This is a genomic window from Streptomyces sp. NPDC059224 (assembly GCF_042754285.1).
Classification (GTDB): Bacteria; Actinomycetota; Actinomycetes; order Streptomycetales; family Streptomycetaceae; genus Streptomyces.
On sequence record NZ_JBHZAN010000012.1, the window covers coordinates 1 to 14,477 of the forward strand.

At 72.5% G+C, this 14,477-nt stretch carries 12 protein-coding genes; 6 read left to right on the forward strand and 6 right to left on the reverse strand.

The genetic code is table 11. From position 1 onward, the window contains the following. Positions 1 to 91 precede the first annotated feature (91 nt). A complete protein-coding gene (locus tag ACFXI4_RS14370) occupies positions 92 to 1,111 on the reverse strand; it encodes a thaumatin family protein (RefSeq protein ID WP_384990335.1) in 1,020 nt (339 codons plus the stop codon). Between the two features lie 187 nt (positions 1,112 to 1,298). Between ACFXI4_RS14370 and ACFXI4_RS14375 the strand changes: the two genes are divergently transcribed. The 5 genes from ACFXI4_RS14375 to ACFXI4_RS14395 all read left to right on the forward strand — a co-directional run bounded on the left by ACFXI4_RS14375 (position 1,299) and on the right by ACFXI4_RS14395 (position 7,465). Next, complete coding sequence (locus tag ACFXI4_RS14375) at positions 1,299 to 3,254, forward strand: sigma-70 family RNA polymerase sigma factor (protein ID WP_384990337.1); 1,956 nt, start codon at positions 1,299 to 1,301, stop codon at positions 3,252 to 3,254. Positions 3,255 to 3,373: 119 nt separating this feature from the next. Next, positions 3,374 to 4,486, forward strand: coding sequence for an LLM class flavin-dependent oxidoreductase (locus tag ACFXI4_RS14380; protein WP_384990338.1), 1,113 nt, complete (start codon positions 3,374 to 3,376; stop codon positions 4,484 to 4,486). Then, on the forward strand, positions 4,483 to 5,070 hold the full coding sequence (locus ACFXI4_RS14385) for an FMN reductase (protein ID WP_384990339.1): 588 nt from the start codon (positions 4,483 to 4,485) through the stop codon (positions 5,068 to 5,070). Before ACFXI4_RS14380 ends, ACFXI4_RS14385 begins: the two co-directional genes overlap by 4 nt. 220 nt (positions 5,071 to 5,290) lie before the next feature. Next, a complete protein-coding gene (locus tag ACFXI4_RS14390) occupies positions 5,291 to 6,013 on the forward strand; it encodes a response regulator transcription factor (protein WP_362728547.1) in 723 nt (240 codons plus the stop codon). Then, a complete protein-coding gene (locus tag ACFXI4_RS14395) occupies positions 6,014 to 7,465 on the forward strand; it encodes an ATP-binding protein (protein WP_384990340.1) in 1,452 nt (483 codons plus the stop codon). It begins immediately after the preceding gene. A gap of 5 nt (positions 7,466 to 7,470) precedes the next feature. Here the strand turns inward: ACFXI4_RS14395 and ACFXI4_RS14400 are convergent, their stop codons facing one another. Together ACFXI4_RS14400 and ACFXI4_RS14405 are read right to left on the reverse strand one after the other, a co-directional pair. After that, complete coding sequence (locus ACFXI4_RS14400) at positions 7,471 to 9,270, reverse strand: phosphatidylglycerol lysyltransferase domain-containing protein (protein WP_384990342.1); 1,800 nt, start codon at positions 9,268 to 9,270, stop codon at positions 7,471 to 7,473. Between the two features lie 143 nt (positions 9,271 to 9,413). Continuing rightward, the gene (locus ACFXI4_RS14405) at positions 9,414 to 9,677 is read right to left on the reverse strand and encodes a hypothetical protein (protein WP_362723472.1); all 264 of its coding nucleotides are present in this window, start codon (positions 9,675 to 9,677) and stop codon (positions 9,414 to 9,416) included. Between the two features lie 78 nt (positions 9,678 to 9,755). Here ACFXI4_RS14405 and ACFXI4_RS14410 point away from each other — a divergent pair, with 78 nt between their 5' ends. Beyond that, positions 9,756 to 10,586, forward strand: coding sequence for a M55 family metallopeptidase (locus ACFXI4_RS14410; protein WP_384990344.1), 831 nt, complete (start codon positions 9,756 to 9,758; stop codon positions 10,584 to 10,586). Between the two features lie 6 nt (positions 10,587 to 10,592). Here ACFXI4_RS14410 and pstB read toward each other — a convergent pair whose 3' ends face one another. The 3 genes from pstB to ACFXI4_RS14425 all read right to left on the reverse strand — a co-directional run bounded on the left by pstB (position 10,593) and on the right by ACFXI4_RS14425 (position 14,463). Continuing rightward, complete coding sequence (gene pstB / locus ACFXI4_RS14415; RefSeq protein WP_384990346.1) at positions 10,593 to 11,462, reverse strand: phosphate ABC transporter ATP-binding protein PstB; 870 nt, start codon at positions 11,460 to 11,462, stop codon at positions 10,593 to 10,595. Positions 11,463 to 11,476: 14 nt separating this feature from the next. Further along, positions 11,477 to 12,391: a sortase gene (locus ACFXI4_RS14420; RefSeq protein WP_384990347.1), complete on the reverse strand. Its 915-nt coding sequence runs from the start codon at positions 12,389 to 12,391 to the stop codon at positions 11,477 to 11,479. 74 nt (positions 12,392 to 12,465) lie between these two features. Then, positions 12,466 to 14,463, reverse strand: a complete 1,998-nt coding sequence (locus ACFXI4_RS14425; protein WP_384990349.1) for an Ig-like domain repeat protein — start codon at positions 14,461 to 14,463, stop codon at positions 12,466 to 12,468. Positions 14,464 to 14,477 lie beyond the last annotated feature (14 nt).

Sequence of the window (14,477 nt, forward strand, 5' to 3'; positions counted from 1 at the left end):
GGCTGCACACCTACAATCACCACCGCGGACACACCGCGCTCAAGGGCCAACCACCCGCCAGCCGCGTCCCCAACCTCACAGGGCAATACACCTAGGTCGTTCCGAAGGTCACCCGGTAGTAGCAGGCTCCCTTGCAGGGCATGGTCGCCGCGTCGTCGAAGGCGTACGAGTAGGCGTACGGCGCGGCCCGTTTGAAGACCTGGGTGTAGTCGACGGGCCAGGTGGCGGGGACGCAGTGGTCGCGGCCCGCCCAGGCGCCGCGGCAGCAGTACGTGTCGCCGCCGAACGCCGCGCACGGCGGCTTGCAGCCGATCTCCCGGCCGCCGGCGAGGGCCTGCATCGCCTTGGGACAGTCGATCTCCGTGGTGCAGGTGCCCCGGTAGCAGCCGGTGTCGCTGACCGGGTCGGTGGTCGTGGTGTGGGAGATGTTGATGTACATCGGCAGGTTGGCGCCGTCGACCATGCTGACGTCGTAGAAGTCCATGCCCGCGTACGCGTCGAAGGTGAACTCGCCCAGGGTGGTGGGCGGATTGGGGCCGGTGCAGACGCTGGTGCAGTCGCCGGATGCGCAGGGGCCGGCCGCGGTGCCGGTGCATCCGGTACGGCCCCAGACGCGGCCGCCCCAGTCGCCGGCCACGGTCAGCGAGAGGCTCCGGCCGGGGGCGAGCCTGCGGCCCGCCGGGTAGACCGAGGTGTTGGTGACGACCGCCCAGACCGGGTGGGCGGTCCGGTTGACGACCGTGATCAGACGGCGGCCGGCCGGGGCCGACGCCGGGGTCCGCCGTACGGGCGCGGCGGCCGGCTTCGGGGTGGTCGTGGCCGGCGGCCCGGCCAGGTGGGTGAGGGACGCGGTCGGGGACGCGCCGTGGCCGGGGGCGGGCGTGCGCGGGGCGGCCGGCGGTTCGGAGCGGGCGGTGGCGGTGACCGCCCGGCGGTCCGGTGCGTGCGCGGTGCCGGTCGCGGGTGACGGTGTCCACGCGCCGTAGGTGATCAGTACGGTGGCGGCCGTCGCGAGGGCGGCGGACGCCGAGGCGTACCACCAGCCGCGTCGCGGCCCTCTCGTGCCGTGTCGTCCGTGCCGTCGGCGTCGGCCGCGCTGTCCTCGTGCCATCCCCGGGCCTTTCCTCGGGTTGTGCCGGATGTGTGCCTGCGTCTCGGAGACCTCGTGCGCGGCGGCCGCGCAACATAAATTGCGCACCGAACAGGTTTCGACGTCGGCCCGCCCGTTTTTCTGTTGTCCTCGTGTGCCCCGGGGGGTCTCCGTTCCAAGAGCCGGATCCCTGCGCGGAGGAACCCACATGATCGAGAACCACCGGAGAGGGCCCGCCCCCGGCCTGGTGACGGCCGCGTGCGCGGGTGACGGGCGGGCCCTGGAGCAGCTGGTGGCGCACTGCCTGCCGCTGGTCTACAACATCGTCGGCCGGGCCCTGAACGGTCACGCCGACGTCGACGACGTCGTACAGGAGACGCTGTTGCGCATGGTGCGCGGGCTGCCGAAGCTGCGGGATCCGTCGGCGTTGCGGTCCTGGCTGGTCGCGATCACGATCCGGCAGGTACGGAACCGGGAGGCCCTGCGGGCCGCAGATCGGGACCGCAGGGCCCGGCTGGACGACGCGGAGGCGATCACCGATCCCGCGCTCGACTTCGCCGGCCTGACCATCCTGCGGCTGGGCCTGACCGAGCAGCGCCGGGAGACCGCCGAGGCGACGCGCTGGCTCGACCCGGACGACCAGGAGCTGCTGTCCCTGTGGTGGCTTGAGGAGACCGGTGAGCTGGAGCGCGCCGACCTCGCCGGTGCGCTGGGGCTGTCCGACCGGCACGCCGCCGTCCGGGTGCAGCGCATGAAGAAGCAGATGGAGGTCTCGCGGTGTGTGGTGCGCGGGCTGGGCGCCGATCCGCGCTGTGCCCGGCTGGACGAGATCGCCGCGCCGTGGGACGGCCTGCCGAGTCCGCTGTGGCGCAAGCGGTTCGGCCGCCACATACGGGGGTGCGGGCAGTGCGAGGGTCTGGAGCGGGGGCTGCTGCCGATGGACCGGCTGCTGAGCGGTCTGCCGCTGGTGGCGGTGCCGGCCGGTCTCGATCCGGCGCGGGTGCTCGCCCACGTCACCGCGTCTTCGGGGACTCCCGGTGGCACCAGTACCGCCAGTACCGCCGGTACTCCCCGTACTCCCCGTACTCCCGGCAGTCCCGGGACTCCCCGCGGGCGGCACGGGCATCCGGGCCGGCGTGCCCGGCGGGCCGGGCGGGGGATGCGCGGGCACGTCGTCGTCGGCGGCTCGGCGGCCATCGTGTTCGTCGCGGTGGCCGCGCTGGTCGCGGCCCGGCTGGCGGCGGGCCCGTCGGCCCCGGTGGCCAGGACGGCTCCGTCACCGGCGGCGGTGGCGGCCGGGTCCCCGAGCCCCACGCACGCGCCCTCGCCGTCGCCTTCCCGCTCCTCCGCCGAGCCGAGCGCGTCCCCGAGCCGGTCGGTCCGGCCCACGCCGTCGCCGCGCACCGCACCTGCGGTGCGGGTCGCCTCCAGCGCCCGCAAGGGCGTCGGCGTGTGGTCGTTCGACGGGGTGAGCCAGGCGCTGGCCGCGAGCGGGGCGAGCTGGTACTACACCTGGAACACCCAGCACCAGGGCGTGACCACCCCGGGTTCGGCCTCCTTCGTGCCGATGATCTGGGGCGCCGCCTCCGTCACCGACGCGTCGCTGGCCCAGGCCCGGGCGGCGGGGCCGTACCTCCTGGGCTTCAACGAGCCCGACATGGCGCAGCAGTCGAACATGCCGGTCGACCAGGCGCTGGAGCTGTGGCCGCGGCTGATGGCGGCGGGCAAGGTGCTGGGCAGCCCGGCGGTGGCGTACGGCGGGGACACGGCCGGCGGCTGGCTGGACCGGTTCATGACCGGGGCGCGGGCGAAGGGGTACCGGGTCGACTTCATCACCCTGCACTGGTACGGCGGCGACTTCCGCACCCCGCAGGCCGTGCAGCAGCTGACGTCGTATCTGGCCTCGGTGTACGAGCGGTACCACAAGCCGATCTGGCTCACCGAGTACGCGCTGATCGACTTCTCGCAGGGGACGCGGTTCCCGTCCGCGCAGCAGCAGGCGGACTTCGTCACGGCGTCCGCCAAGGCGCTGGACGCGTTGCCGTACGTCCAGCGGTACGCGTGGTTCGGGCTCGGCGCGGACCCGTCGAAGCCGAGCAGCGGGCTGTTCACGGACGGTACGACGGCCACGGCGGCGGGCCGGGCCTTCCGGGCGGCGCGCTGAGCCGTCTCGGTGCCGCCGGCCGCGTGAGCCGCCGGCGGTACCGGTGGGGGAATACCGGTGGGTGGGGTCTCGTTCTGCAGGTATAGTTGAACCGTAAACAACCTGGAGGGTGAGCGAGCATGCAGTTCGGGATCTTCACGGTCGGTGACGTCACGCCGGACCCCACGACGGGCCGGACGCCGAGCGAGCGGGAGCGCATCAAGGCGATGGTCGCGATCGCGCTGAAGGCCGAGGAGGTCGGCCTGGACGTCTTCGCGACCGGCGAGCACCACAACCCGCCGTTCGTGCCGTCGTCGCCGACCACCATGCTCGGCTACGTCGCCGCGCGCACCGAGAAGCTGATCCTCTCCACCTCCACCACCCTGATCACCACCAACGACCCGGTGAAGATCGCCGAGGACTTCGCGATGCTCCAGCACCTGGCCGACGGCCGGGTGGACCTGATGATGGGCCGCGGCAACACCGGCCCGGTCTACCCGTGGTTCGGGCAGGACATCCGGCAGGGCATCAACCTCGCCATCGAGAACTACGCCCTGCTGCACCGGCTGTGGCGCGAGGACGTGGTGAACTGGGAAGGCAAGTTCCGCACGCCGCTGCAGGGCTTCACCTCCACCCCGAGGCCGCTGGACGGGATCGCCCCGTTCGTCTGGCACGGCTCGATCCGCTCGCCGGAGATAGCCGAGCAGGCCGCCTACTACGGTGACGGCTTCTTCCACAACAACATCTTCTGGCCCGCCGACCACACCAAGCAGATGGTGGAGCTGTACCGGACCAGGTACGCGCACTACGGGCACGGCACCCCCGAGCAGGCCATCGTCGGCCTCGGCGGCCAGGTGTTCATGCGGCACAACTCGCAGGACGCGGTGCGCGAGTTCCGGCCGTACTTCGACAACGCGCCGGTCTACGGCCACGGGCCCTCCCTGGAGGACTTCACCGACCAGACCCCGCTGACCGTCGGCACGCCCGAGCAGGTCATCGAGAAGACGCTGGCCTTCCGGGAGTACGCCGGTGACTACCAGCGCCAGCTGTTCCTGGTCGACCATGCGGGACTGCCGCTGAAGACGGTCCTGGAGCAGATCGACATGCTGGGCGAGGAGGTCGTACCGGTGCTGCGCAAGGAGTTCGCCAACGGCCGTCCGGCGAACGTTCCGGAGGCGCCCACGCACGCCTCGCTGCTCGCCGCGGCCGCTTCGCAGGGTTCGGAACCGGAGAAGAAGGAGGCCGGAGCATGAAGCTGGTCGTCGTCTCGGCGGGGCTGAGCGTGCCGTCGTCCACCCGGCTGCTGGCCGACCGGCTGGCCGCCGCGGTGGGCCGGCAGGCCGCCGGTGCCGAGGTCGAGGTCGTGGAGCTGCGCGACCTCGCGGTCGAGATCGCGCACAACTTCACCAACGGCTTCCCCGGGCGCAGGCTCGCGGCCGCACTGGAGGCGGTGGCGGAGGCGGACGGCGTGATCGCGGTCACGCCGGTGTTCACGGCCTCGTACAGCGGCCTGTTCAAGTCGTTCTTCGACGTGCTGGACAAGGAAGCGCTGGTGGGCAAACCGGTGCTGATCGCGGCGACCGGGGGCACGGCCCGGCACTCGCTGGTCCTGGAACACGCGCTGCGGCCGATGTTCGCGTACCTGCGGGCGGTGGTCGTACCGACCGGCGTCTACGCGGCGTCGGAGGACTGGGGCGCGGAGGGCCTGGAGGCCCGGATCGAGCGGGCGGCGGGGGAGCTGGCGGCACTGATGACGGGGCTGAGCAGCGCGAAGCGGGAGGACGCGCCGGTGGTGGTGCCGTTCGAGGAACAGCTGGCGCGGCTGGCGGCGGGCTGAGAGGGATTCGCACGACTGCCCGCGGCCGTGCGCGCCACGGCTGCGGAAGCGCCCCTTCGGGGGCGCGGGGAACCGTGCGACCAGCCCCCGCCCGCACCCGGAACGGGACGCGCCCGGTTGCCTCTGTGACGGTGAGAGCCCGGTAAAAAGGGTGATCGTAGACCCGCTCACCCCGGCCTGGTGCCGGAGGCCTTGGCAGACTGGGTCTGTGTCCCAGACTGTGCTGCTCGCCGAAGACGACCGCGCCATCCGCCACGCCCTGGAGCGGGCGCTCACCCTGGAGGGTTATGAGGTGACGGCGGTCGCGGACGGTGTGGAAGCCCTGGCGCACGCCCACCGCGACCGGCCCGACGTCCTCGTCCTCGACGTGATGATGCCGGGCATCGACGGCCTCCAGGTCTGCCGGGTCCTGCGCGCCGAGGGCGACCGCACCCCCATCCTGATGCTGACCGCGCTGGTCGAGACCGCCGACCGGATCGCGGGACTGGACGCCGGCGCCGACGACTACGTCGTCAAGCCCTTCGACGTGGAGGAGGTCTTCGCGCGGCTGCGTGCCCTGCTGCGGCGCACCTCCCCGGTGACCACCGGCGGCGGCCCGGGCGCCGTAGCCTCCGACCCCGGCCGGGAACCGCAGATCTCCGACCGGCAGATCGACGCGGCCGGCCTGCGGATGGACCTCCAGGCCCGCCGGGCCTGGCGCGGCCGGCGCGAGCTGGAGCTGACCCGCACCGAGTTCGAGCTGCTGGAACTGCTCGCCCGCAACGCCGGGATCGTCCTGGACCACTCCACCATCTACGACCGGATCTGGGGCTACGACTTCGGGCCCGGCTCCAAGAACCTCGCCGTCTACGTCGGCTACCTGCGCCGCAAGCTCGACGAGCCCGGCGCCCCGCAGCTGATCCACACCGTCCGGGGCGTGGGTTACGTGCTGCGGGAGGACTGAGTGGGCCGTCTCCGGCGGCTCCGGCGGGTGCTGGTCGGACGCCGGCCCGGACTCGTCTCCCTGCGCACCACCTTCGTCGTCTCCTTCGCGGCCGTCACCGCCGCCGTCACCATCGTCGTCGGCATCCTGTCGTACAACGCCGCCGCCCGGCTGGTCCGCGTCGACGAGCAGTCGGTGTTCACCCAGGTCGTCTCCGACGTCCAGGACGAGGTCAAGCAGGACCGGATGGTCCCGGAGGACTTCTTCTCCTCCTCCCGCCCGGGACACGACCTGGTCCGGCCGGTCCGCACCGACGTCCAGGTGCTCGGCGCGCGGGGCGAGGTCGTCGACCGCGGCAGCCCGGCGCTGCCCGTCACCGACGCGGACCGGGCGGCCGCCATGGCCGTGGCGGCCGGGACGACGGCCCAGCACAAGGACGTCCGGGTCGGCGACGACCTGTTCCGGATCGCCACGGTGGCGCTCGGCGACGGCCGGGGCGCGGTCCAGGTGGCGCAGGAGTTCAGCGACACGGAGGACCTGCTGCGGGCGCTCCAGCAGCGGACGTTGGCGCTGATGGCGGCGGTGGTCGTGGCCGCGGGGCTGTTCGGCTGGTGGCTGGCCCGCCGGATCACCCGCCGGCTGGTGATCCTCACCTCCGCGGCGGAGGACGTCGCCCGCACCCGGCAGCTCGGCATCCAGGTCCCGGTGACCGGGCTCGACGAGGTGGGCCGGCTGGGCAGGGCCTTCGACCGGATGCTGGGCCGCCTCGCGCAGTCCGAGGAGGACCAGCGGCGTCTGGTCCAGGACGCGGGCCACGAACTCCGCACCCCCCTCACCTCCCTCCGGACCAACATCTCCCTGCTCCGCCGCATCGACGAACTGCCGCCCGCCACCCGCGACGAACTCGTCGCCGACCTCGGCCAGGAGGCGCGCGAGCTGACCGACCTGGTCAACGAACTGGTCGACCTCGCGGCCGGGCAGTCGGACATGGAACCGCCGCAGCGCGTGGACCTGGCCGACGTCGCGGAGGACGTCGCCGGGCTGGCCCGCCGCCGTACCGGCCGCGAGATCCTGCTGCGCGCCGTCGGCGACACGACCACCGACGGCCGCCCCGGCATGCTCCAGCGGGCCGTCTCCAATCTCGTCGAGAACGCGGCCAAGTTCGACCGGGACGGCAAGGCGCCCATCGAGATCAGCGTCACCGGGCCCGCCCGGCCGGGCACGGTCCGCGTCGAGGTCCTCGACCGCGGTCCCGGAATCGCCGAGGGCGACCTGATCCGGATCTTCGACCGTTTCTACCGTGCCGCCGACGCCCGCTCCCTGCCCGGCTCCGGCCTCGGCCTGTCCATCGTCCGCGAGGTGGCGATGGCCCACGGCGGCGCCCCCTTCGCGTTCCGCCGGGCGGGCGGCGGCGCGGTGATCGGCTTCACGGTGGGCGGAGGGCTGGCGGGGGGCGGGGCGCAGCGCGCCTGAACCGGTCACGCCCCCCAGGGAACCGTGAGGAAGCCCTCCGCGCGGGCGCTGGCCAGGCCGATCCTCGGGATGTCGCTGCTGCGGGCGAAGAGGAGGTAGCGGGGTTCCCATATCGGGCGGTACTTGGCGTTCGCGCGGTACAGGGACTCGATCTGCCACCAGCGGGAGAAGAAGGTGAGGGTGGCGTGCCAGAGGCGCAGGACCGGGCCCGCGCCGAGGCGGGAGCCGCGTTCGAAGACCGAGCGGAACATCGCGAAGTTCAGGGAGACCCGGTCCACCTTCAGCTCGGGTGCCTTGAGGAGGAGTTCCACGATCATGAACTCCATCAGGCCGTTCTCCGCGTCGCGGTCGCGGCGCATCAGGTCCAGGGAGAGGCCGTGTTCGCCCCAGGGGACGAAGTTGAGCAGGGCGCGGGGCACGTCGTCGGCGTCCCGGCACTCCAGCATCACGCAGCGCCCGTCCGCCGGGTCGCCGAGGCGGCCGAGCGCCATCGAGAAGCCGCGTTCCGTGGTGCCGTCGCGCCAGCGGTCCGCCCGTTCCGTCAGGAGGGACATCTCGGCGGGCGGGATGTCCTCGTGGCGGCGGACGCGGACCGTGTAGCCGGCCCGGCGGACCCGGTTGTGGGCCTGGCGGACCACCCGCATCGCGCGCCCTTCGAGGGTGAAGTCGGCGATGTCGACGATCGCCTCGTCGCCCAGTTCCAGGGCGTCCAGGCCGTGCCGGGCGTAGATGGTGCCCGCCTCCTCGCTCGCACCCATGACGGCGGGCGTCCACGCGTGCTGCCGGGCCTCCGTCAGCCACGCGTCGATCGCGCCGGGCCACGCCTCCGGGTCGCCGATCGGGTCGCCCGAGGCCAGGCTGACGCCGCCGACGACGCGGTAGGTGACCGCCGCCTTGCCGGTGGGCGAGAAGATCGCCATCTTGTCGCGGCGCAGGGCGAAGTAGCCGAGGGAGTCGCGGGCGCCGTGCCGGTCCAGCAGACCCCGCAGCCTCGTCTCGTCCTCCGCGCTGAGCAGGCGGCGGCCGCGCGGGGAGCGGAAGCCGGCGTACAGGACCAGGCAGAAGGCGGCGGCGAGGAGGACGTTGATGACGATGTCGGTCCAGCGGGAGGCGTGCACCGCGGTGACCTGGTCGGCGAGCGGGCCGACGCTGATGCCGCGCAGGAGCGTGTAGGCGATCTCGTCGGAGAGGGTGGCGCCGTGGAACCTGTTCGTGACATGGACCAGGAGCGTGCCCAGGACGCCGGTGACGGCGACGCCGCCGACGCCGACCGCCAGCGCCAGCCTCGGGTTCGAGGGGTCGCCGACCGCGTCGAACTCCCGGCGGCCGATCAGCAGCGCGGCCACGAAGAGACCGGTGAGCGCGGCGGAGACCCAGTTGAAGGCGTGAGCGCGGTACTCGTGCTGGGTGAGGGCGAGGACGTAGAGGACGAACAGGGGGGTGGACAGGACGACGTTGACCACCCAGGCGGCGCGCTTGCGGCGGCGCATCACCAGCACGAAGAAGATGGCGAGGGCCGCCGAGACCAGGCCCGCCGTGGCCAGGTACGGCGTGAAGAACTGGCCGGAGTGGTGGGCGTGCTGCCGGTGCAGGTGCAGGGTGAGGCGCCCGTTGTTGTGCTCGTCGACCTCGTGCCGGAACGGCAGGGACATGACCGCCGCTATGTTCAGTACGGCGATCAGCCGCAGGTACCAGACGGTGGCGTCGGCGGCCCGCCTGCGGAGGGCGCCGCCGGGGGTGGCGGCGGGACCGCGGCGGTCGGCGGACGCGCGCGCGGGGGCCAGGGTCGACTGCTGTGCGGGCATGGGGACCGGTCACCTTGGGGGACGGGGACGATGACGGAGGGGGCTGACCCTACAGTCCGTAGGGTAACGGCGGGAGGCGGTGAAGCGACCGGTCCTGGTGCGGAAGCGGTGCGGAATACGGTGTGAATGTGCGGAGGGTCCTCTTACGGGCACTCCCGCTCGGCCCGCCGCCGGGCCGCCAGCACCCACGCGAGGTTCCCGATCGCCGCCCCGGCCGCCACCGCCGCGACGATCACCCCGCCGGTGGCCAGCCCGTCGCTGAACAGGTGCGGGCGCCGGTCGAGGCTGTGCAGGCCGAAGCCGGACAGCTCGTACACACCCACCGCCGCGATCAGCAGGCTCGCCACCAGCATCGCCACCGTGGGGGCGAGGCTGCGCCGCGTCTCCGTTGCGTCCGTGCCCTGCATGAGTACCCCCGATGAGCTGACGAGCCGCCGTGACCGATGGGGAACCTACAATACGTAGGGTCCGGATAGCCTCAGGACGTGCGTATCTACATCAGCGTGGACATGGAAGGCATCACCGGGCTCGTCGACCGGGACGATGTGCAGCCCGACGGCCGGGACTACGAGCGCGGCCGTTCGATGATGGCGCAGGACGTGAACGCCGCCGTACGCGGGGCGGTCACCGCCGGGGCGACCGAGGTGCTCGTCAACGACGCCCACGGCCCCATGCGCAACCTGCTCCCCGAGGCCCTGCACCCCGCCGCGCGGCTGGTCCGCGGCAAGCCGAAGAAGATGACCATGCTGGAGGGGCTCACCGCACAGGACGACGCGGCGGTGCTCGTCGGCTACCACGCCCGGGCCGGCGCCCTCGGCGTCCTCAGCCACAGCTTCATGGGGCACGAGATCGAGGACATCTGGCTGGACGGGAGGCCGGTCGGAGAGATCGGGCTCGCGCATGCCACCGCCGGGGCGCTCGGCGTGCCCGTCGTGGCACTCACGGGTGACGACACGGCGTGCGCCGAGATGACGGCATGGGACGAATCGGTCGCCACCGTCCCCGTGAAGTACGCCCGGGACCGGTTCGCCGCCGAGCTGCGCCCGGCCGAGGAGGCCCGCCGGGCGATCGAGGAGACCGTCGCCGAGGCCCTGTCGCCCGCGCCGAAGCGGCCCGCCGCGCCCGAAGGGGAGTCGGCCCTCTCCGTGCGCTGGCAGTCCGCCTCGGTGCCCGCCGTGCTGCTCGGCATCCCGGGAGTCACGGCCACGGACAGCCGTACCGTCCAGGCCCGTGGCCGGCTCCCGGCGCTCTACCGGCAGTTCGGCGTCTGGATGCGGGTGGCCGCCTCGCTCACCAGCCAGCCGCCGTACTGCTGAGCCGGCTCAGCCGAACCGGCCCGCCACGTAGTCGGCCGTGCGCTGGTCCTGCGGGGAGCTGAACACGGCGTCCGTGGCGCCGTGTTCGACGATGCCGCCCGGGGTGCCCTGCTCGGCGAGGAAGAACGCGCACTGCTGGGAGACCCGGGCCGCCTGCTGCATGTTGTGCGTGACGATCACGATCGTGACCTGGCCGGCCAGGTCCTGGATGGTCTCCTCCACACGGCGGGTGGAGGTGGGGTCCAGGGCCGAGCACGGCTCGTCCATCAGCAGCACCCGCGGGCGGACCGCCAGCGCACGCGCGATGCACAGGCGCTGCTGCTGGCCGCCGGAGAGGGCGCCACCGGGCTGACGGAGCCGGTCGCGGACCTCCTTCCACAGGCCCGCGCGGGTCAGGGACTCCTCGACCAGCTGGTCCTTGTCCCGGCGGTTCACCTTCGTGCCGGTCAGCTTCAGGCCCGCCACCACGTTGTCGTAGATCGACATCGCCGGGAACGGGTTCGGCTTCTGGAAGACCATCCCGATCCTGCGGCGCGCGTCGGTCAGACGCCAGGACGGGTCGTAGATGTCCTCGCCCTCGAAGAGCACCTCGCCGCCGAACTGCGCCGAGGGGATCATCTCGTGCATCCGGTTGAGGGTGCGCAGAAACGTCGACTTGCCGCAGCCGGACGGGCCGATGAGCGCGCTGACCTCGCCCGCGGGCATGGTCAGCGACACCTGGCTGAGTACCTGGTGGGAGCCGAACCAGGCGGAGACGGCACGGGCTTCGAGGGTGGCGGGAGCGGGGCCGTCCACCAGCGGGACGGCGGGCAGTACGGCGGTGTCGGTCACGGCGGTGTCGGTCACGGCGAACTCGGTCGTCGCGGTCTCGGTCATCTCATTCACCTGGTTCACAGCAGATTCGGCAGCAGTTCGGTGGTCCGCGTCGCGACCTGGAGGCCGAGTACCGCGACGACCGGGGCGAAGACGATCCATGTCTGGTGGCGGCCCCAGCGGTGCCAGGTCCAGACGGCGGCCACGGCGGTGAGCAGCAGCGCCTGCAGCCACATCACCAGCGGCCAGGGCACCCCGGAGGGGCGGGCGAGGGGTTCCTCGGAGGACGGCAGGGTGCCGGCGCGGATCACGGCCGAGGGGGTCTGGAACGCCTCGGAGACCAGATCGGCGTCGACGCGCAGGATGCCCGAGGGGGCGAACTTCGGGCCCGTCGCCGTGATCAGCACCAGGCGGCCCTTCCCGGCGGCGAGCGCGGTCGGCGCCGGGTCCCCGGCCCGTCGTACGTCGATGACCTGGAAGTTCGCCTTGCCCTGGCCGGTGATCACGGTGAAGGTGTCACCGCTGGTCAGCTCGGAGAGCCTGCCGAACGGGCCGCCGTACGCCCCCGCCCGGCCCATCAGCACGCTGGTGCCGGCCTGGCCGGGCATCGGGGTGTCCCGGCGGTGCCCGGGGCCGTCGGTCAGCACGGAGGAGTCGGTGCCCTCCAGGACGACCTGGCTCATTCCCAGCTTCGGAATCTTCACGAGGGCGAGCGGGGTGCCCGGTGCCAGCAGCTTGCCGTCCTGCCCGGTCTGGGCCACCGGGGCGGTGCCGAGGGCGAGTTGCTCCCTCAACTGGTCGAAGTCGGCGTGCTGTGCGGCGTGTTGCTGGGCCCCGCTGACCACCAGCAGCTGCACGGTGATGCCGAGCAGCAGGGCGGCGAGGCTGAGCAGTCCGCCGCGCGAGAGGTGACGGACGAAGGTGACGCTGCGGACGGGCGTGCGCGGCACGGCCGCGGCCAGAGCTTTGGGTGTCGGTACGGCGACGGTCACGGGGCCCGCCTCCTTCAGAAGACGCGTGCGGGGCCGCCGGGAGCGCTGAGGCTCCCGGCGGGCCCGTCAGAGGGTTACTTGGAGGTGATGCTGAAGTTGGCGCCGGTCTTCGGGTTCACGGTCGAGGAACCGACGTAGAACGCGTGCAGGGTGTGCTTGCCCTTGGACAGCTTCGGCAGGGTGACGGTGACGTGGCCGCCGCTCAGGGTGCCGGTCGCGATGACCTTGGTGCCCTGGTAGATGCGGACGGTGCCGCCCGGGGTGGTGCCGGTCGCGGTGACCTTGACGGTGACCTTGCCCTTGGCGGTGTGGCTCACCGAGGTGGGGTGCGAGGCGGAGACCGCCGCCGACGCCTTGGTGATCTTCAGGGAGACGAGCGAGGAGGACGCGTTGAGCTTGGAGGTGCCCGGGTAGGACACCGACAGCGAGTGCGTGGCGACCTTGAGGTGGTTCGACAGGCCGATGGAGACCTTGCCGGACGAGTCCAGGGTGCCGGTGCCGACGACCGTGGTGCCGTCCTTGACGGTGACCTTGCCGGTCGGCTTGACGCCGTGCGAGCCGGTGACCGTGACGGCGACCTTCGGGGTCTTGCCGTAGGCGGTGGTGGCGGTGGTGGCCTTGGTGGTGCTGGCGTACTTGACGGCGCCCTTCCACGTGGCGTCCGAGCCGGCACCGATGATGTTGTAGCCGGTGACCGTGGCGGTGTAGGTGCCGCTGGCCAGGCCGGTGAAGGAGTACGTCTTGGTGGTGGCCGGGACGTCCTTGGTGGCGACGACCCCGCCGTCCGCGTCCGTCAGCGTCACCCGGTAGTCGCTCAGCGCCAGCGGGGTGGCGGCCGGGGCGGTCCAGGACAGCTTCAGGCTGGCGTCGCCCACGGTGGCCTTCAGGACGGGCGCGGCCGGCACCGTGTTGCTGGAGGAAAGGCCCTCCAGGCCACCCTGCAGGGCGTGCTTGGCCTGCAGGTTGACGGAGCCGTTGTACGGCTCGTTGACGAAGCCGAAGGCCGAGATGACCTTCTCCGCGCTCTCCGACGCCAGCTGGGCGGTGTGGCTGCCGCTGGTGACGAAGATGTCGTACAGGTCCTTGTCGAAGAAGACGCTGGTCGGGTCGATCGCGCGGCTCGGGACGACGTTGTAGACGTCACGGCCGAACGTCGAGTTCTCGTAGTAGGCCTGGACCGGGGCCAGCTTGCCGTTCACCGTGGTGACCGGGCTGGTGGCACCGTCGTCGCCCGGCAGCGTGATGGAGGCCAGGTGGCCGCCGGCCGCGGCGGCGGCCTTGCTGTAGTCGGGGGAGACGCCGTTGTTCTGGGCGATCCAGGAGCCCACGGAGAACGGGACGAGCGCGCCGTCCTCGGTGAGGGCCGCGTTGGCCTGGTTCTCCTGGACGACCTGGACGTTCGCGCCGAGCGGCGTGGTGGACATGCCGATCGCCGCGAGGAAGAACTTGCGGGTGCCCGAGCCGTCCTGCGGGATCTTCGGGTGCAGGGTCTGGCCGTTCAGCTCCTTGAGCGAGCCGGAGTAGATCTCGAACAGCTGCTGCTTGGTCAGCGAGTCCAGGCCCGAGCCCCTGACCGCGACACCGACGGCGTCGCGGGCCATCGGAACGTAGGTGAGAGCGGATCCGGTGGCGGACGGACCGCCGGAGGAGCGGGCGAAGTCGACCTGGCCCTTGATGACGGTACCGGTGCTGGCCGGGAACTTGTCGCCGGTCAGCGACGCGGACAGCGCCTTCTGGCCGTTGCCGGAGCCGTTCGGGCGGGCGAACGGCGCGCCGCCGGGGCGGGTGACGATGGTGGACGTGGTGGAGCCGGTGCCGGGCTCGATCGCGTCGTACGAGGCGACGCCCGCGCCGTTCGCCGACTTCACGGCGGTGGCGGAGTAGCTGGTGCCGTTGACGGTGTCGCCGGCCAGGGCGTTGACCACGTCCTGGGTGGTGTCCGAGCCCACGCCGACCAGCTGGCGGAAGGTGCCCGCGGGGGCGGGGTCGGCGATCGCCGGGGTGGCGAGGGCCAGGCCGCCGGCCACCACGGCCGCGGCGACGAGCGCCGCCGAGGAGCGCAGATTGCGCATCGAGAGTCTCCTGA

Excerpts from the sequence above, each read along its gene's own strand:
- ACFXI4_RS14370 (WP_384990335.1), bottom strand. The coding sequence starts at position 1,111 with ATGGCACGAGGACAGCGCGGCCGACGCCGACGGCACGGACGACACGGC.
- ACFXI4_RS14375 (WP_384990337.1), top strand. The coding sequence starts at position 1,299 with ATGATCGAGAACCACCGGAGAGGGCCCGCCCCCGGCCTGGTGACGGCC.
- ACFXI4_RS14380 (WP_384990338.1), top strand. The coding sequence starts at position 3,374 with ATGCAGTTCGGGATCTTCACGGTCGGTGACGTCACGCCGGACCCCACG.
- ACFXI4_RS14385 (WP_384990339.1), top strand. The coding sequence starts at position 4,483 with ATGAAGCTGGTCGTCGTCTCGGCGGGGCTGAGCGTGCCGTCGTCCACC.
- ACFXI4_RS14400 (WP_384990342.1), bottom strand. The coding sequence starts at position 9,270 with ATGCCCGCACAGCAGTCGACCCTGGCCCCCGCGCGCGCGTCCGCCGAC.
- ACFXI4_RS14405 (WP_362723472.1), bottom strand. The coding sequence starts at position 9,677 with ATGCAGGGCACGGACGCAACGGAGACGCGGCGCAGCCTCGCCCCCACG.
- pstB (WP_384990346.1), bottom strand. The coding sequence starts at position 11,462 with ATGACCGAGACCGCGACGACCGAGTTCGCCGTGACCGACACCGCCGTG.
- ACFXI4_RS14425 (WP_384990349.1), bottom strand. The coding sequence starts at position 14,463 with ATGCGCAATCTGCGCTCCTCGGCGGCGCTCGTCGCCGCGGCCGTGGTG.